15 protein-coding genes are annotated in these 17,636 nt (G+C 66.7%); 10 read left to right on the top strand and 5 right to left on the bottom strand.

Annotated features, from left to right (window positions below; all coding sequences use genetic code 11):
- Positions 1–70 precede the first annotated feature (70 nt).
- Together ACH34R_RS10075 and ACH34R_RS10070 are read right to left on the bottom strand one after the other, a co-directional pair.
- Entirely contained in the window at positions 71–1,150 is a 1,080-nt protein-coding gene (locus ACH34R_RS10075) for a pentapeptide repeat-containing protein (protein WP_397561073.1), read from the bottom strand.
- A gap of 699 nt (positions 1,151–1,849) precedes the next feature.
- Positions 1,850–2,713, bottom strand: a complete 864-nt coding sequence (locus ACH34R_RS10070; RefSeq protein WP_397561072.1) for a phosphotransferase family protein — start codon at positions 2,711–2,713, stop codon at positions 1,850–1,852.
- 436 nt (positions 2,714–3,149) lie between these two features.
- Here ACH34R_RS10070 and ACH34R_RS10065 point away from each other — a divergent pair, with 436 nt between their 5' ends.
- The 8 genes from ACH34R_RS10065 (at position 3,150) to ACH34R_RS10030 (ending at position 13,099) form a co-directional block, all read left to right on the top strand.
- Positions 3,150–3,407, top strand: coding sequence for a hypothetical protein (locus ACH34R_RS10065; RefSeq protein WP_397561071.1), 258 nt, complete (start codon positions 3,150–3,152; stop codon positions 3,405–3,407).
- On the top strand, positions 3,404–3,940 hold the full coding sequence (locus ACH34R_RS10060; RefSeq protein WP_397561070.1) for a DUF6879 family protein: 537 nt from the start codon (positions 3,404–3,406) through the stop codon (positions 3,938–3,940). The genes ACH34R_RS10065 and ACH34R_RS10060 overlap by 4 nt, the downstream gene beginning before the upstream one ends.
- A 10-nt stretch (positions 3,941–3,950) precedes the next feature.
- Positions 3,951–4,820 (top strand): helix-turn-helix domain-containing protein, encoded by an 870-nt coding sequence (locus ACH34R_RS10055; protein WP_397561069.1) that lies wholly within the window; start codon positions 3,951–3,953, stop codon positions 4,818–4,820.
- A gap of 294 nt (positions 4,821–5,114) precedes the next feature.
- The gene (fxlA, locus tag ACH34R_RS10050) at positions 5,115–5,288 is read left to right on the top strand and encodes an FxLD family lanthipeptide (protein ID WP_397561068.1); all 174 of its coding nucleotides are present in this window, start codon (positions 5,115–5,117) and stop codon (positions 5,286–5,288) included.
- A gap of 115 nt (positions 5,289–5,403) precedes the next feature.
- Positions 5,404–8,478: a lantibiotic dehydratase gene (locus tag ACH34R_RS10045; RefSeq protein ID WP_397561067.1), complete on the top strand. Its 3,075-nt coding sequence runs from the start codon at positions 5,404–5,406 to the stop codon at positions 8,476–8,478.
- Positions 8,475–9,731, top strand: coding sequence for a lanthionine synthetase C family protein (locus tag ACH34R_RS10040; protein ID WP_397561066.1), 1,257 nt, complete (start codon positions 8,475–8,477; stop codon positions 9,729–9,731). Before ACH34R_RS10045 ends, ACH34R_RS10040 begins: the two co-directional genes overlap by 4 nt.
- Positions 9,732–9,765: 34 nt before the next feature.
- Complete coding sequence (fxlM, locus tag ACH34R_RS10035; RefSeq protein WP_397561065.1) at positions 9,766–12,003, top strand: methyltransferase, FxLD system; 2,238 nt, start codon at positions 9,766–9,768, stop codon at positions 12,001–12,003.
- 1 nt (position 12,004) lies between these two features.
- Positions 12,005–13,099, top strand: a complete 1,095-nt coding sequence (locus tag ACH34R_RS10030; RefSeq protein ID WP_397561064.1) for a hypothetical protein — start codon at positions 12,005–12,007, stop codon at positions 13,097–13,099.
- A gap of 60 nt (positions 13,100–13,159) precedes the next feature.
- Here ACH34R_RS10030 and ACH34R_RS10025 read toward each other — a convergent pair whose 3' ends face one another.
- From ACH34R_RS10025 to ACH34R_RS10015, 3 genes are all read right to left on the bottom strand, one after another.
- A complete protein-coding gene (locus ACH34R_RS10025; protein WP_397561063.1) occupies positions 13,160–14,047 on the bottom strand; it encodes a phosphotransferase in 888 nt (295 codons plus the stop codon).
- Positions 14,048–14,423: 376 nt separating this feature from the next.
- Positions 14,424–14,624, bottom strand: coding sequence for a hypothetical protein (locus ACH34R_RS10020; RefSeq protein WP_146607232.1), 201 nt, complete (start codon positions 14,622–14,624; stop codon positions 14,424–14,426).
- A 79-nt stretch (positions 14,625–14,703) separates the two neighbouring features.
- Positions 14,704–15,051 (bottom strand): hypothetical protein, encoded by a 348-nt coding sequence (locus tag ACH34R_RS10015; RefSeq protein WP_397561062.1) that lies wholly within the window; start codon positions 15,049–15,051, stop codon positions 14,704–14,706.
- Positions 15,052–15,635: 584 nt separating this feature from the next.
- Here ACH34R_RS10015 and ACH34R_RS10010 point away from each other — a divergent pair.
- On the top strand, positions 15,636–16,727 hold the full coding sequence (locus tag ACH34R_RS10010) for a hypothetical protein (RefSeq protein WP_397561061.1): 1,092 nt from the start codon (positions 15,636–15,638) through the stop codon (positions 16,725–16,727).
- Positions 16,728–16,755: 28 nt separating this feature from the next.
- Positions 16,756–17,631 carry a DMT family transporter gene (locus ACH34R_RS10005; RefSeq protein ID WP_397561060.1) on the top strand — a complete coding sequence of 292 codons (876 nt, stop codon included), beginning with the start codon at positions 16,756–16,758 and terminating at the stop codon, positions 17,629–17,631.
- Positions 17,632–17,636: the final 5 nt, after the last annotated feature.

Here is a 17,636-nt window from a genome sequence, read left to right as displayed (position 1 = left end):
TTTGTCACCCCGTTATGCGGCCCCGATGCATGGTCATGCAGTCCGGGACGGGCCTGCCGACCGGCGATCATTAGAACTTGGTGGACTCATCGACTTTGGCCACCCGCCGCACCTCTTGCTCGTACACGCCCAACGCGCCGCGAAGGTCCGCGCCCCGCAGGTCCGCGCCGCCCAGATTCGCGCTGCCCAGGTCCGCGCCGTGCAGGTCCGCGCCGCCCAGATTCGCGCCGCTTAAGTACGCGCTATTTAGGTTCGCGTCCTCCAGGTCCGCGCCGAACAGAAACGCGTCGCCCAGATTCGCGCCGAACAGGTTCGCAAGCGTCAGGTCCGCGCCAGCTAGGAACGCGCCGTGCAGGTCCGCGCCGCCCAGATTCGCGCCGAACAGGTTCGCAAGCGTCAGGTCCGCGCGGGGAAACCGCACCTTGGAGAAGTCCGCGCGCCAGGTGAGGTCCAGGTCCTCTCTTCCCTTGGGAGTGGACAAGGTCGGGGCGATGGTCAATGCGGCGAGCGCATCGGGTTCGGGCCGGGCATACGGCAGGCCGGCGAGGACCTTGGGGTCGGTGGTGGTGCACTGTTTCGGCAGGGGCGCCGTCTTCTGCTCGGGGGGCGTGGTGCAGGTGTCGTGTCCGCGGACGAAGGCGGCCAGCACCTGGCGGATGGTGTCCTTGTCGCGGGGGGAGTCGGTGGCCAGGCGTTGCAGTGCGTAGATGCCGCCCAGCCGCACATCGGTCTTGGCCGACCCGAGCTGTTCGACGGCCTTGGTGTAGCGGTCGGTGATCTGGCCCTGTTCGGCGACGGACTGGGCTTGGCGGGCGGTGTCCAGGGACGCGGCGGTGTACCAGAGCCCTTGGGCGGTGAAGACGACACCGCCGATGACCACCAGGCCGGTGGCGGCCTGGACCAGCGTGTGCCGGGCGGCGTTGACCGCCTCGATCCGCTCGGTCGCGGTCATCTGCGCGCGCTCGGCGGCGCTCAGCGGGGCGTTCTCTCCGGCCAGGCGTCGGGCGGCCGGGCCGATCAAGATGGCGAGCACCGAACCGGCCACCACCGTCAGCGCGGTGCCGGCCAGCACCCACCGAGCCCAGTCCGGCCCCGGCACCACCACGGCCGCCCACGCACAGCCCGCGATCACCGCGATGGCCAGGACCACCGTGGCTAATCGCCGCCAGGCCCGCCGCGGCCGTTCGGCAGGCGGTGAAGGCGTTGGGGGCGGGGATGGTTCACGAGCGGCCCGGCGGGCCCGGGCAGCGGCAGCGATGACCGCACGCGGCGGTACACGAGGGGATCGAGGACCCATGCCCCCATTCCACCGTGGCCGCCGCGCGCCTGTCCGGAAACCTTGAGGCATTGGCCCCTGCGGTGCGACCAGGCGTTCCGGGCGTTCACAAGCGCACGAAGTCGCTCACGGGAATACATATTCCCAGAAGGAGGAGTCTGCTGTACCGAACAACTATCCGCTGGAATTTCACCGGCAGATGGTGGAGCTGGTGCGCGCCGGGCGGACGCCGGAGGAACTGGCCAAGGAGTTCCAGCCCTCCGCGCTGTCGATCCGTGCCTGGGTGCGCTAGGCCGACATGGATGACGGCCGCTGCCAAGGCGGCCTGAGCAGCGCGGAGAAGGACGAGCCGGCCCGGCTGCTACGCGAGAACAAGAGTCTGCGCGAGGAGGAGATCTTGCGTAAGGCCGCAGGCGCTACCACTCCCCCGTGCGACGCGACATGGCCTCCGCCATGGGAAGGGCGGGCCGCCGAGCCTGCTCACGGGGTCCCTTAATACGTCATCGGGGCATCGTGAGGGCCTTCCTCTCCCACGATGCGGACACGTGTGAGTTGGGCGACGAATTCCACCACTCACTGATGGCGTTGTTTCCAGAGGACGGCCAGCCAGCGGAGGGTGGTGGTGCGTCGGGCGGCGCTGAAGCGTTTGATCGACGAGTGGTCGACTCCGAGCTCGGGTATGAGGGTGTGCCAGGTCTCGTCGCTGACGCTTCTGGCGCTGATGTGCTCGATCAGGTCTGCGGCGTCGAAGGCGGCGTCGCTCCGGCCGGCGAACTCGAAGTCGACACAGCCGATCGTGCCGTCCGCCCAGAGCCAGTTGAGCAGGTTGGCGTCTCCGCGGGAGAAGACCGGCTCGGCGGGTTCGGTCAGGAGTTGCCGGTCTCCGGAGGCATCCCACTGGCTGAGCAGGCGGAACATGTCAGCGGTGAGCGGGTCGTCGCGGTGGTCGGCGAGTTGTTGTGGCCAGATGGTGGTGAGCCGGTGGATGTAGTGCGCGGCGGAGTCGATGCGGTCGGTTTCGGCGAGCAGGCCGCGCAGGGGGAGCTGCTGCAGGCGGGTGTGGGCGGTGGCCAGGGCCTTGAGCTGTGAGACGTCCGTGCTGTCCAGGTGCTTGCCAGGCACCATGGTCATGCCTATTGCTGGAGAGCGGGGATCTGGGTCATACCAGAGCGGTATGGGGACCTGATCGATGTCGTTCTCTGCCATGAGGGTCAGGGCCGCCCACTCGCGGTCTACCCGGCGTCGTTCATCGACCTTGTAAAGCTTCATGCAGGTCTCGTGGCCCGAGTCCGCCCGGCCGTAGACCAGGTTGTTCCGGCCGCCGGTGAGCGGGCGCAGCGCCCATGCCGCGCACACGGCCTCGATCCCGGCTTGGACGCCGATGGCGAGCGCGGTGCGGAGTTCGGACAGCAGCCTGGTCGGTACTGGGGCGTGCATGCAAGCTCCATGATGATGCTGTGATTGCGCTGGTCAGCCTATGCATGGTCGGCTGGGCGTGCCGGGGTTCCGTTGAGGTTGGTCTGATGGGCGGCTGATTGTTGGACCGTGTGCTGGACGGCCTGCACGGTGGACATGGAGCCGGATCGGCGCTGGATAGAGTCAGTGGGCGTATTAGCCCGTCCCTGCACGTGCTTCTGGGCGACGATGCCATCGGAATCGGCCGGTAGGCCGGCCTCTGTTTCCCGTGCTGTGGTGAGCCTTGGTCTGGAAGCAGGCGGGCCCGCGCTATGCCCTCACTTATCGGGTTCGAGTTGTGTGCCCCGATAGATACATAGAAGAGCCGAGAACGAATCGGCATGACGGTTGACCCTGCCCCTTGGAGCGTCGTTCTCTGTGTGAGAAAGTTCCCGAAAGCTTCTCCACGGAGGCACGTATGAGGATCACCTTCTTGGGTTCGACCTCGCAGAACGGCGGCTCGCCGACCCTCTACGCGACTGACCGGAACAGTCTCGTGGTGCGCGGCTACCGGATCATAGACCCGCAGGCGCTCGCCGATCTCGGCGAGGTGCCCCAGGGCGAGGCCGACATCGAGATCCCGCTGGAGTTGCTGCGCTACTACACGCCGCCCACCGCCCACGACGAAGCGACGAGCACGCCGACGGCGGAGGACAGAGCGAAGGAGGGGCGTTGACGCTGGTCTCCGGTGAGGCGTTCGGTGATCTGTTCAGGTCATTCGAGCACACGGCGTTCCGGCTGGAACCGCGGGAGCGTTACAACTCTCCTGGTGAGCAGGAGCCACTTCGCCGGTTCCTTGCCGGCGAGCCGGATGACCTGGCCTGGAACAGGCCCTGGCTTGATCTGATGGCCGAGCATGCGGCCAAGCGGAAGTTCGTGCATCGGGTACGGGTGGTGTCGGTCCCGTTGTCGGAGTACTCACGCTTCGGCCTGTGGTGCGCGCAGTTCGCCCTCCAGGCCGGTGAGGACATCCGCTACCTTGATCGAGCGCAAGCGCAAGGCCTGCCCCAGGACGACTACTGGCTGTTCGACTCCAAGTGGGCCGCTGTGCTGCGATTCGACGACGATGACGTGCTGCTCGGCGCTGAGATCGTCACTGATCCGGCTACTGTCGCGGAGCTGGCGGCCGGTCGTGACGATGCCTGGCATCGAGCGGTCACCCGAGAGCAGTTTCTCGCAAGTCTGGCAGGGAGTAGGGCGCCTGAGTAGAAAAGGACGCGTGACCAGCGTCCAACGGGCCAGAGAGGCGCTCGGCACCAAGCTGCGCATTCTGCGCACTTCCGCCGACTTGACAGGACGGGAGCTTGCCGAACGTCTCTCGTGGCCTGCCTCCAAGATCTCCAAACTGGAGAACGGGAAACAGACTCCCAGCGACGGCGACGTCATCGCATGGGTGAGCGCCACGAGCGATGACGAGCAGGACGCGGCATCGGCGCTGGCCATGCTGCGCACCATGGAGTCGGCGCACGCGGAGTGGCAACGGCTGCTCAGTGGGGGCGCCCGTCACCATCAGAACACCTGGTCGGAGATGGAGCGCAAGTCCGCGCGGCTGCGCGTCTTCGAGCCGGCCTTTGTGCCCGGCCTGCTTCAGACGGCGGGATACGCCCGGCATCGCCTTGCCCAAGCCGTCGCGGTGTTCGGCCTGGGCGACGACATCGACGATGCGGTTCACGCCCGGCTGGCCCGCCAGGAGATCCTCTACGACCAGCGCAAACGCTTCCACTTTGTGATCACCGAGGCGGTTCTGCGCTACCGGTTGTGCCCGCCGGCGCTGATGCTGGCCCAGCTCGATCGATTGGTCGCCGCCTCTACCTTGCCCAATGTCCGGCTGGGCGTCATCCCGTTCGAGGCGCCGTTCGTGATCGCTCCGGGCTCCGGGTTTTGGATCTTCGACGACCGTCAGGTCCTTGTGGAGATCTTCTCGGCTGAGTTGACCTTGACCCAGGATCAGGAGATCGACCTGCATGAGAAGGTGTTCGGGGCCATGTCCTCGGTCGCGTCCTATGGGGCGAATGCTCGCGCGGTCATCACCGGGGTGATGGAGGACCTACATGCGAGCCTGCCCGACGATGATGACGCAGGCTCGTAGCTCGATGTTTCGCTGCGCTGCTGGGTAGGGCTGAGTTCAAAGAAATCTCTAGAAACTTCCTCGATCTTCGGGCGGCGCGCATGCCACGCTAGCGGCGATATCACGGCCGTGCCTGGAGAGTGTCTGTGAGCACACCGTTCTCTTCCTGCTGCCGTAGGGCGTTGCGGCGGCACCTCCGTGCCACACCGGCAGGAGTGTCGAGCATCGCAAGGCCGCCGGGCTCGCGGGCTGAGGGTGGCCTGTTCGCTCCAGGTCACGTTGCCGACCAGCCCTACGATCAGAAGGAGGGAAATCATGGCTGCTCAGACACCTGGTCTGACGGGCTCCGATGCCGATCTCGCGGACCTGTTCAGGTTGGACATCGCGTTCATCGAGCACGGGCCGAACGCGAACGCAGTAATCGCCATGACGGACGACAACTGTGGCACCACCTGCCCGAGCACCTGCACCACTTCGGCCGGCGCATAGCCCGGCCCGCAGGCGCTTCCCGCGACGGTGGCAAGGGCCTTCCCGTTGGCATCGCCTCTACGGCCAGCGGGTGCTCGTGATGCCGTCTGATAAGGGTCGATATGGATTCCGGCGGATGGACAGGGCGCTACTGCGAGCCGCCACCCAACCCGGGGAACCGGCGCTGCCGCTGTGGCCGACGCCGGAGGAGGCGGCGAAGGCCGGACCTGACCGATGGGTCGCGTGGTTGCGTCAGACCTGGACCGACGAGAGAATCGCTGATTCCGTTGAGGTCGCCAGTCCAGCCTTGGCCGCTCGGATCGAGGCTGTGGTCGGCGGAGCAGTGATCGATGCGCGGCGCGCGCGGCGGATGGCGCTCGCGCTCGCCCGCTATGTACTGCGGGCCAGGTCACGCGCGATTCCGTACGGGCTGTTCGCCGGTGTCGTTCCGGCTGAATTCGGTGCCGTGCCTGATGCGCGGTTCGGGCAGCGGCATCGTGGTCGGCTGAGGCCGAGTGCCGAGTGGCTGGACATGGTGATCTCTCGTTTTGAGCACGACCTGGTGCTGCTGCCCCGCCTTCCCGTGGTCGCCAATACGCTGTGCCGAATCGTCGGCGACCGGCTGCGGGTTCCCGCTCGGGCCGCCAGCGACACAGGATCGCGCGAGGTTTCCTTACGGCTGACCCCTGCGGTGGCCTTCGTCATGGACGTTGCCGCATCGCCGGTGCCGTTCGGAGATCTGGCCGCGAAACTGGCGGCGAAATTCCAAGGCGCGTCCTTGGAGAATATCAACGCGCTGCTCGGCGAGCTGGTGACGCGGCAGGTGTTGATCACCGCTCTGCGCCTGCCCGCGACCAGACCGGACCCTCTTGGATATCTCCTCGATCAGCTCTACGCGCTCGGTGCGGACACCTTGCTGCATCTGGCCCGCCAAATTCGCATGCTGACCGAGATCCGCTCATGTATGGCCAACTTGGACAACGTGCGGATCTTCTCCAAGGAGAGCCGGAGTTCGCGCGCCAGCGTGATGGAGAGCATGCGCGAACTCGCACCGGCAGGCGACGCACCGCTGGTCGTCGATGTGCGGATGGACGGGCGCATCGTCTTGTCGGACACGGTTGGCCGTGAAGTGGAGAGGGCCGCCGAGGTACTGGCCCGCCTTGCCGCCTACCGGCAGGGCACGCCCGCCTGGCGCGAGTATGCCGAACGGTTCGCACGCCGATACGGGCCCGCGGCCCTGGTCCCTGTCACTGAACTCGTCGATCCCCTGCTGGGCATGGGCTACCCGGCGGGGTATCCCACTTCTGCGCCAGCGACCCCGCCGACGCTCACGGTGCGTGATGAGCGTCTACTCGCCTTGGCGCAGCGTGCGGCACTTGATGGTGCCATCGAGGTCATTCTGACCGACACGATGATCACAGAGTTGCGGGCATCGGAAGAAGAAGCCCATTCCCGGCTGCCGCCGCATCTGGAGCTCAATGTGCAGGTGTACGCCGAATCGCTCGACGCCCTGGCGAAGGGAACGTTCACAGTACGAGTGCTCGGTGCCTCACGCGCGGCCGGGACCATGACCGGACGCTTCCTTGCCCTGCTGGAGCCGACAGACAGGCCGGGGATGGTCGCCGCGCTCAACCGCCTGCCTACCGTCACGGACCAGGCGACCGCCGTCCAGTTGTCATTCGCACCGCTACACGTCCGGGCTGATCACGTGGTGCGCGCTCCCCTCCTGTCGCCGTCTGTCATCAGCCTTGGTGAACATCCCGACCCGGCAGCGGACCAGGTCTCGCTGAAGGACGTGGCGGTCGGCTGCACAGCCGACCGTCGATTGTTCCTCGCCTCGATGTCACGGGGGTGCGTGATCGAAACACTGGCTCTGACGTCCTTGAACTACCGGTCCGCCGCGCACACTCCTCCACTCGCCCGGTTCCTGGCCGAGATCTCCCGCTCCTCCACCACGCAGGTCACCGGATTCGACTGGAGTGCGGCCGGTGGGCTGCCGTTTCTGCCCGCGCTGCGGTACGGCCGCATTGTCTTGAGCCCTGCGCGCTGGAGGCTGTCCCACGTCGATCTGCCCGGTGCGCAGGCGCCCTTCGCCGAGTGGATCGACGCTCTGTACGCCTGGCGTGAGCGGTGCCATGTGCCCACCCGAGTCCTGCTTGCCGAAGGCGACCAGCACCTACTTCTCGCCCTGGATCAACATGGTCCGGCTGAGCTGCTGCGCGATCACCTGAACCGCGCCGGGCGAGCGACCTTGATCCAGGGTCCAGAGCCCAGCGACCTCGGATGGTGTGGAGGGCGGGCCCACAGCCTCGTCGTCCCGCTCGTCTCGACTCAACCGTCGGCACCATCGCCCCATGTGGGTGCTTCGACAGTGATCCGCCTGTGCGACCAGGGGTCCATGCCGGGAACGCGACCTCGTTTGGATGCCGAGCTGTCAGTCGCCGCTGACGTACAAACCCAGGTCCTCCTCCGCATACCCGACCTGATGAAGTCACTCAGCCCTATCACCGTGTGGTGGTTCGACCGCCACGGCGACCGCGAGGCGGTCTTGCACTTACACATCGTGCTGCCCAGGGAAACGGGCTTCGGGGAGGCGGCCGAGGCCCTCGGTTCGTGGGCCGGCGCGCTACGCGCGCAGGGGCTGCTGCGCAGACTCCGGCTTGCCGGCCACACCCCCCAGGCCGGGCAGTGGAGGACCGGCGAGGTACTGGCCGCGGCCGAGCGTGTGTTCCACACCGACTCCCGGGTGGTCCTCTCCCAGTTCGCGATGCCGCATGGATTCGACGCGATGGTAGTCGGCGCGGCGAACCTCGTCGCGTTGGCCACCGGTTTCCTCGGTGGTCCTGATCAGGCGATGCGCTGGCTCGCCGACCGGCCTCGGCTTCGCCCTGCCCCCTCGCCTGTGCCCCGCCGAGTCCATGCCGACGCGGTCCGTCTCGCGAATCCGGCTGAAGGCTTCGCCGCCCTCCACCTCGGGCTCGGCAGCACAGCGGCCGATCGTGAGGCGTGGCAAGAACGCGCCCAGGCACTCGACACCTGCCGGTACATGGCAAACCAGGACGCACGCAACGGCCTGGATGCGATGCTGGCTGCGCTGTTCGACGCCCACGCCCGGCGGGCCTTCGGTGCGGATGACGTCCAGCGCCACCTCAGCCTGCATCTTGCGCGCGCCGCCGCTCTCGCCTATCTGCACGCGAAGGGAGCAGCGTGACCTCCACCGCCCCAGCCGCCCAGTTGTCAGCCGAGAGCGGAGCCACCGAGCAGATCGCGGATCGACTCGCCGAAGAACTTGCCGTACCGCCACGGCTCGATGACCGGTTGCCGGACTGGTGGCCGCAGTCCCTCGCCCACGGTGGCGTCGGCATCGCGCTGCTGCATATAGAACGCGCCGCAAGCGGCAGGGCATCCTGGGGCCCGGCTCAGCACTGGCTGAGGTTCGTCACCTCTGGCGAACTCAGCATCGGCGCCAACGCCGGGCTCTACTTCGGAGCTCCTGCCGTGGAGTTCATGGTCCACGCCGCCGCGCCGCATCTCCACGGCCTGGCCGAGCACAACCTTCCGGCACTTGAGGTGGCCACTGATCGCGTCATCTGTCACCGCCTGGAGGCGGCTCGGCACCGCCTGAACCTCCGGCGGCGACCGGCACTTGCCGAGTTCGACGTCATCCGCGGCCTGGCCGGACTCAGCGCCGTCCTGCTCTGTCGTGACGACCCCGCTACCGGCCCACTCCACCAGGTGCTCGCGCACCTGGTGGCGGTGACTGAACCGCTCAGTGAGGAGCCGGACCTGCTGCCCGGCTGGTGGAGCGACTTGGCGCCTGATGGCACGCTGTCCGTCGCCTTCACAGGCGGACATGCCAACATGGGGATGGCGCACGGAATCGCCGGTGTGCTGGCTGTGCTCGCCGTGGCTCTCCAGCGGGGATTCGCCGTCACCGGGCAGGCGACCGCCATCGCACGAATTCTGGCCTGGCTGGATCGCTGGCAGCAGCAGGGCCCGGCAGGTCCATGGTGGCCGTACTGGATCAGCCGACCGATGTTGCACACAAGCGGGCCCATCGAACGGCGGCCACAGCGGCCCTCATGGTGCTATGGAACTTTGGGCGTAGCCCGTGCACAGCAGTTGGCCGCGATCGCGCTCGGTGACCCACGCCGCCGAGCACATGCCGAGGGTGCTGCCGCGGCGGCCCTATCCGATCCGCACCAGCTTCGCCTCATCAACGACTCCTCCCTGTGTCATGGGTACGCCGGAGTGGTCCACATCGCCGGACTGATGGCCGCCGATTCACCTACGCCCCACACGCTCGCCAGCACGATCGCGCCTCTTCTGGAGCCGCTCACGCGTCACCTCACCAACCAGCAGGACCCCGGCTGGATGGAAGGCAAGGCGGGCGTCGCCTTGGCCTTGCACGCGCTGGCCGTATGCCCGCGCACCCGCTGGGATCGCGCGCTACTGATCGCCTGACCCACCACACCCTCAATCGGGGAGCCGCCCGCTCATGACATCACAACGCCTCGGACAAGCAGTGCTCGCCGTCCTGGCCGGGGAGTCCTGCGAAGTCGCAGCCGACCGCTTCCAGTACCCCGAACTCGATCTGCGCAACGCCGTGGAGCTGTATCGGACGGCCGGCGAGGCGGCGCTGCTGCGCCTGGCCGAACGGGCGGCCTGGCTCCAAGTCACCCTCACCAGCACATGCCAGGACACCACCGGCCCTGGACTTTCGCGCACCGCATTGGCCCGGCTCGCGACCGAGTTGAGCAAGGCCGAGGACGACTACGTGATCGACGGCTTCCACTTCCTGTACAAGGAGGGCGGGCTACGGCTGCGCGTCCGCCCCAACAACAACGAAGCAGCAGAACACCGGCTGACCAGCATTTTGAACAACCTCACCGCTGCCAGCCAGATCAGCGGGTGGACGCGTGGCGTCTACGAACCGGAGGAATACGCCTTCGGTGGCCCGGCCGCCATGGAAGTGGCTCACACGCTGTTCTGCGCCGACTCCCGCATCGCCTTGACCACCGCCGGTACCGTACCCGCTCCCCACGAACCAGGTCGGCGCGAACTCGCGGTCCTGCTGGCCAGCGTCCTTCTGCGCGCGGCAGGCTTGGACTGGTACGAGCAAGGAGCGGTATGGGCGTTGGTCGCCGAACACCGCCCAGCGCCGCCGTCGCCACCGCCCGGACAGGTGGCCGATGCGCGAAGCGCGATGCGCCGTCTGATGACCACCATCCCTCCGGCACACCGGGCCGGTGCGGACTGGCCCGCCCGACTGGCCGCGTTCCAGACCACCGGACGCCGACTCGCTCACCTCGCGCGTGCCGGGCAACTGCAGCGAGGCCTGCGCGCCGTCCTCGCCCACCACCTCATCTTCTCCTTCAACCGGGCAGGGCTGCCCGCCGAACAACAGGCCGTCCTTTCCTACCTCGCGAAAGAAGTCATCATGAACGAACCAGCCATCCCTACTTCTGAGGGCAACAAGAGCATCGCTGCCCAGGCGGACACCCTCGCCGACGCCGAAGAGCAAGCCGTTCGGCTCCGGGCCCACCTGGTCACTGGACTACGAGAGCGTGGAGTGATCCATTCGCCGCGTATCGCCGACGCCATCGCGGCCGTCCCACGGCACAAGTTCGTCCCCGGCGTGCCCCTCGTGGACGCCTACGCGGACGCGGCGATCTACACCAAACACGACCCGAGTAGCGGCCAGGCGATCTCCGCCGCCTCCCAGCCCACCATCGTCGCCATGATGTTGGAGCAGCTCGATGCCCAGCCCGGCGACAACGTGCTTGAGGCGGGCGCCGGGACCGGCTACAACGCCGCATTGATCGGCCACCTGGTCGGCCCGCGAGGAAACGTCGTCACGATGGATGTGGACGACGACCTGATCGCCGACGCCCGGGCGAACCTCCAGGCGGCCGGCATCGGCAACGTCACGCCGCTTGTGCGAGACGGCGCTCTTGGCCACCCGGAATCGGCTCCCTACCAGCGGATCATCGCCACTGTGGGCGCGGGCGACGTCCCTCCCGCCTGGCTCGACCAGCTCGCTCCCGACGGACTTCTCCTCGTGCCGCTCCGAATCCGCGGCGGCGTCTCCCGCTCGATCGGATTCGTCCGTGACCAGAGCGAAGGAGCCGAGCACTGGCACGCTATCTCTCATGAGATGTGCACGTTCATGCCGCTGCGCGGCATCGCGGATGACGCTCGCCGTGTGATCCCCCTGACTGATGACGGCCAGGTCAGCCTGCACACCTACCGTGATCAGCACATCGACTCCGATGCGCTGGCGGCCGTCCTGCGACAGCCCGCCACCGAGGTCTACTCGGGGGTGATCTTCCGCAAGGGGGACCCATGGGAGTTCACCAACCTGTATCTGGCCTGCGCGCTGCCCGGCGGGATCGTGCGCATGCCCGCGGACGGCCCGGCCGTGCGATCCGGACTGGTACGTCCCCAGTTCCCCTGGGGGGCGATGGCGGCCGTGGACGGCGACTCCGTCGCCTACCTCACTCTGCGTGCGGGGCACGATGATGAGGGTCCCTACTGGGAAGGGGGCCTGATCGGACACGGCCTTCGCGGTGGTGAACTGGCCGCCCAGGTCGCCGAGCACCTGCGCGTATGGGGCCATGAGTACCGTGACACCACGCCGACGATCCGCATGGCGCGAGGTGCGCATCGCGCCTCGCTGACCGGCCAGTTCGTCATCGACAAGCCCAATGTCCGGCTGGCCATCGACTGGAACTGAGATGGACCGGCAGACGATAGCCCGCCGGTTTCCGCTGGTCTCCCGCTCCCGGCCCCCGGGCCTCACTCTTGAAGCCCGGGTCGCCGAGCTCCGGAAGATCGCCGAGGAATCGTCCGGGCTCGACGACCACCAGCGAGTGATCAGGGCCTGCGAAGTGTGCAACAAGGCGGCCTTGATCGCTTCGGACTGCGCTCTTCCGGACCTCGCCCGCGAGCTGTGCTGGCGACAGTACGACGCGTTCACTCAAACCCGTCCCCTCCCGGCGTGGGCGGGGAAGCTGGCCCTGCAACCTGTACTGAACATCGCTCGCCAACTGATTCGCGAAGGTGATGGCGATGGCGCCTACCAGGTCCTCCACGGGCTCCTCATCGCCGCCCTGAACCGAACCGATACCGAGATCGCCGGTTGGCGGGTCGATCTGCGAGGGTTGACCGAAAGCCCGGACGATCACGAACTGTTGAGCAAGCTGCTGTGGGCGGCACTTCTCGCCGACGGCGCTCGTGCGCTCGCCCTGGCCGGACGCTGGCAGGAGGCCGCCGAGCATGCCGCCAAGAACCGCGGCGTCGGCACCCGCCTGCTCGACGGTCGCCAAGTCACCATTGTGGCCCTTGTAGAACGCGGCGACATTGACAAGGCCACTGCCATGGTGGGCGAGACTTTGCCCGCTGAACCCTGGGAGAAGGCGGTGGCAGGGCTGCTACGCGTCTACTGCCGACAGGCGGCGGGCATCGGTACCGATGAGGACATCACCGCGATGATCCTGCGCACCCTCGAACTCTTTGAGCATGCCGACCCCTCGACGGCGGTCTTCCGCACACGGGTCGGCCTGACCGCACTCGACCTGACTGCGGGCTACGACCGGGAGCCTGCCCTCCGCTTGCAGAGGGCCGTGATGACCGGAGCGATGTCGGACGCCTATGCCAGCCGAGAAGTACTTGGGCACGCCTCTCTTCGCTCGGCGATGACATCGCGACAGCAGCGAGCGATGCAGGCCATGGTCCAGGCGGCCGGCCTTGGAAGCGGCGCGATACCGCACGGTCTTCTGGTCGATCTCATGGCCTCGGTCGCCAGAGCCGAAGCTCAGTTGATCCCATGACCGGTGTTGCCCTTGAGGTAAGGGACTCGATCCATGCATCTTTTCGCTGCACAGATCTCGTCATGCGAGCCGGTGCTTCAGCCAGGTGTACCCGGCCCTGGCTTCACTTTGATAACCAGCGCGGGCGGACTCGGGTCCGTACACAGCCTTGTGGAGGCGGAACAGAGTCCATAGTGCTGCGAGCCCTGTCACCAGATCGCCTGGCGCGGATCGCCACTCCCTCATGTCCATCAGCGAATTCTCCGCCTGCTGCGGGGTGTGACCGGCGGAGATCAGCCACGGCGTGAACATCACGGCGTCGAACCACGTAGCGCCCTGGCAAGCGAATCCCCAGTCCAGCACGAAGACGCTCCGGCCCACCATTCGGAAGGCCCCCATGTGCATCTCATAGTGCAGCAGCGTGTCGCCCTCCAGTCCGGCCACATCAAGCCCGTCGAGCGCGGCTCGATACATCGCACGGTCGCCTCTCGGAAGCGCGTTGTCGTCGTCGAGCATGGCGTACGCCTTGGCGAGCATGCGGGTGATGTAACTGGACAATGGCGGCACTCCCGGAGGACACGGCGTGAGCAGGTCGCCCAACCGCGCGACGGTCGCCAGTACTTCTGACACATCCGGGGAACCAGGTGACAAGACCGCCGGTGATCCGTCCAGGTAGGTATGGGCCAGCGCGATCCACCCGTGGTCAGCGCTGGACCACGGCATGCGCGGGGCCGGCACGACGATGGGCAGGATCCGCCCGGCCTGGCGCTCACGCTCATACAGCCAGGCGGCTGGATGGTCGGCAGGGCACGCCTTGAGCCATGTGCCTGCGCCGGACTCGTGCAGCAGCCGGGCCGTAACGCAACGCGCGGGGCCGATGGCCCTGGACTCAGCCTTGACCACCGCGCCAAGGTACGTCTCCATGTCGGCGCGGAGCGGCTGCGGCAGGTTCTCCCATCGCATGCGCATCAGCGCTCCTCCTTTCACCGTTCGGGGTGACAGCTCCTTCGGAGGGCTCGTCGGCTTGGGCGGGGCCATCGCTGATGTTTCGCGGCAGACGTGTCCGGAAGACGCTCAGGCAGTCCAATGGCACCCCTCTTGGGAAGGGCGCGGGCGGGCGGCGAACCTGGGGGTGGTGGGCCGCCCGCCCACGCGGGCACGGGAGCTACCAGACTCCCCGTGCGGCGCGGTCCGGCCTGGGAAGGTATGGGGCCGCCGCGCGTCTTGGGTGGATGGGTGGCGCGGGCAGGGAGAAGGCCTCGTGCCTGCCCGCGCCGGGCGGGCCCCCGACGGCCCGCCGTACGGCACGGCGGCGCCCATATCCGCACTACGCCGCCGTGCCCGATCATGGAATGCTCTCCCAGGCGTCGCCAGCCACCGCGACGGTCGCGCCGTTCTTGCGGTAAGCGGTCAGCAGCGTCTCCCCGTACTGGTAGCCGATGCCCAGGACGGACAGGCGCGCGTACCGTACGCGGCCACGACCTGACGGGAGGGCGTCGAGGGTCTCGAACATGGCGGTCTCGGCCGTCTGTTCGTTATCGCTCACACCGCCAGCGCTGCGGTCGTGGGCTTCGACCTCCCAGACCACGAGGAGGGGGCGTGCGGTGCAACCGAGGTGGGAGCAGTCAGACGGGAGTTGCGTCATGGGGCTCCTCCGCGATCTGTACTGGGGTCAGCAGCGCGTGGTCGTCGACCAAGGCTTCGGCGGCCCCGGCCACAGTGCCGCGATGCACGTAAAGCGGGATACCGGGTCTGAGCTCACGCGGGCTGTGCCACCAGATCCCGTCCTCTTGAACCATGGCGACGAGACCGTGGCAGACCGACACCAAGACTCTCCTCTGATCGTTGGTGAGGTCGGTGTGGATGCCGTGCGCGGCGAGCGCGTCCTGAAGCCTTCGGGCGGTTTCCTGTAGAAGTGGAGGTGCCGAAGGTTTTGGGCGGGTCGGCCGGTAGACGAGCATGAAGGCGTTCATCAGCCGGCCGCCGGGGTAGTGGCGTAATCCAGCTCGGTGGTCTCTGGCGCTCTTTGGCCCGCTGTGGCGTAAGGCATGATCGACCTCCAATTGTCCGTTATGGTGTGAACGGGACATTTCTGTTACTCGGTCGTCCCGAGTGCGTGGGATTCTTGGCACCAAAGAATCTGCGGCCTGGTCACCACGAACAACCCGCCAGAACGGGGAACATGATGCCGGGCATCCCCGTCAGACGGGGAAAAGCTCGTTGATCTGCAGTGTTGGCGTGATTGCCGGTGTAGCGTTCGGTTGTAAGAACGCGGTTACTCGGGACGGTGAACGTGGCCGGCAGTCAGGGAGTTCGGCAGGCCCAGATGCGGCATGCGGCGACGCTGCGCGCCCAGGGATCGACATGGGTGGAAATAGCTGAGCAGATTCACCGGAAGTTCCGCGTGAACATGCGGGTCGCTTTCCGTATAGCGCGAGGATGGAGTCAAAGCGAAGCTGCGAGGGCCTGGAATCAGCGATGGCCGGATGACCCGAAGACCAACAAGATCATTTCATATTGGGAGGCGTGGCCCCAGGCCACTGGCCGACTCCCCAGTATGGACACGCTGGGGAGGCTCGCCGAGCTGTACGAGTGCAGTGTGAGTGCCCTGCTGTCGGACCACTACGACTTCCGGCATCTTGATCAGGCGTATCAACGCCGTGGATCCAGCGGGGCCCCGCAACCACCTGGCTCGATCGCGTCACCGGATACGGCAATGGCAGTAGCGCGAGGGGGACACATTCTTAAGCGACCGCACCTTTCCCCTGGACTTCTCGAAGGTCTCACCGCGATGACACAGACCTTTCGCCAGATGGACTACCTATCCGGCGCGCGAAGCGTACACGGCGAAGTCAACGCTCATCTACGCCGCATGCTGGACTTGAGGGACCAAGGTCGAACTTCCGCTACCAATAGGGAACTGCTCTGTGCCACTGCCGATGTCGCCCAACTGGCAGCTTGGCTTGCGATCGATGGGCAGGAGTACACAACCGCCAAGCGTCACTGCCGACTGGCGCTCACGGTCGCCGAAGAGGCCAAGGATCACGGCATGCATGCCTATGTGCTCGGCGTGATGAGCTACATCTCGTTGCATGCCGGTCGCGGTCATGACGCACTGAAGCTTCTGAGCGCCGCAAGTGAGATGGCCACACATGCCGTGCCGCCGGCGGTCCGCTCGTGGATCGCGGAGGCGAGGGGTGAAGCCCTCGCTCTGACAGGTGACCAGCGTGCCGGACTCTCGTCTCTGCACGCGGCCGAGGTCGCGTTCGACAAGGTGACCGAATCGACTGCGCCGCCCTGGCTGGCCTTCTACAACAGCCCTGTCCATGCGGCTCGCCTGAAAGGAAGATGTCTCGTTCGGTTGGGGCATGCGAATGCGGCCATCGAGGTGCTGAACGACAGCCTTCGTCAACTACCCCCTACCTATGTGCGGGAACGAGGAGGCACACTGATCGATCTGGCGAACGCTCTGGCCCAGGCCGGAGAAATCGACGAGGCATGCCGCATCGCGGCGCAAGCAGACGAACTCTCGCGGGCAACCTCGTCACAACGGAACCTACGCCGACTGCGGGAACTCCTGGTAGTGCTAGTGCCATGGAACCGATCCGCCTGCGTACAGGAGCTCGCCAGCAGGCTTCTACTCAGTTGAAATCGGCGCCCACGGTGCAGCACCTTCCATGAACCGCCGCACATGGTGGGCGCTCGTCCTTCTTTCTGCCCTATGGGGCGCGGCATACCCGCTCATCGAGATCGCCCTTCAGGGGCTATCGCCCGTGCATGTGGTCCTCGGACGGGTGGCCACCGCAGCGGTGATGCTCACCCCGCTGGCCCTTCGCTACGGAGCCCTGCAACCACTTCTTCGTCATCCCCGCGCGGTGATCGAGACCGCCCTGATGCAATCGACGGCTCCGCTGCTGCTGCTCACCGTTGGGCAACAGTATGTTCCGTCCGGGCTTGCCGGCATTCTCGTAGGAGCGCAACCGCTGTTCGTCGCCCTGCTCGCGGTGCGTTTCGCGCCTGGGGAGCGACCGCGAGGGTGGCACGGCATTCTCGGGCTCGTTCTGGGCTTCCTTGGACTGATCCTTCTTTTCGGGTTCGATCTGCGCGGTGGGCCGGAGGAACTACTCGGGGGCGTACTGCTTGTAGGGGCCGCCGTCTGCTATGCCGCCGGGGGGCTGATGATCCACCGTCGTCACGCCGACGCTGAACCGCTTGGCGTCGCCACGTGCTCCATGCTGGTAACCACCTGTGCTCTGCTCATTCCTGGCGTTCTTTCACTGCCCAGCAGCGTTCCGGACCTGTCGGTCCTCGGCGTCCTGATGGTTCTTGGGGTCGTCTGCACCGGTGGAACGCTGGTCTTGTTCTACACCTTGGTGAGCAGAGCAGGACCGGCACGGGCCGCGCTTGCCTTCTACCTATCGCCCGCGTTCGCCGTCCTCTTCGGAGTTACTCTGCTGCACGAGCGGCTGACCGCAGTGACCGCCTTAGGCCTGGTAGCCATCGTGGCGGGAGCTGCCCTTGCGGGCAGATCGGAGAAGACGGCGGCCTTGTGAATTGA

Source organism: Spongiactinospora sp. 9N601 (genome assembly GCF_044326295.1).
In the GTDB taxonomy this organism is placed as follows: Bacteria; Actinomycetota; Actinomycetes; order Streptosporangiales; family Streptosporangiaceae; genus Spongiactinospora; species Spongiactinospora gelatinilytica.
This window is presented reverse-complemented; position numbering and strand designations above follow the sequence as displayed.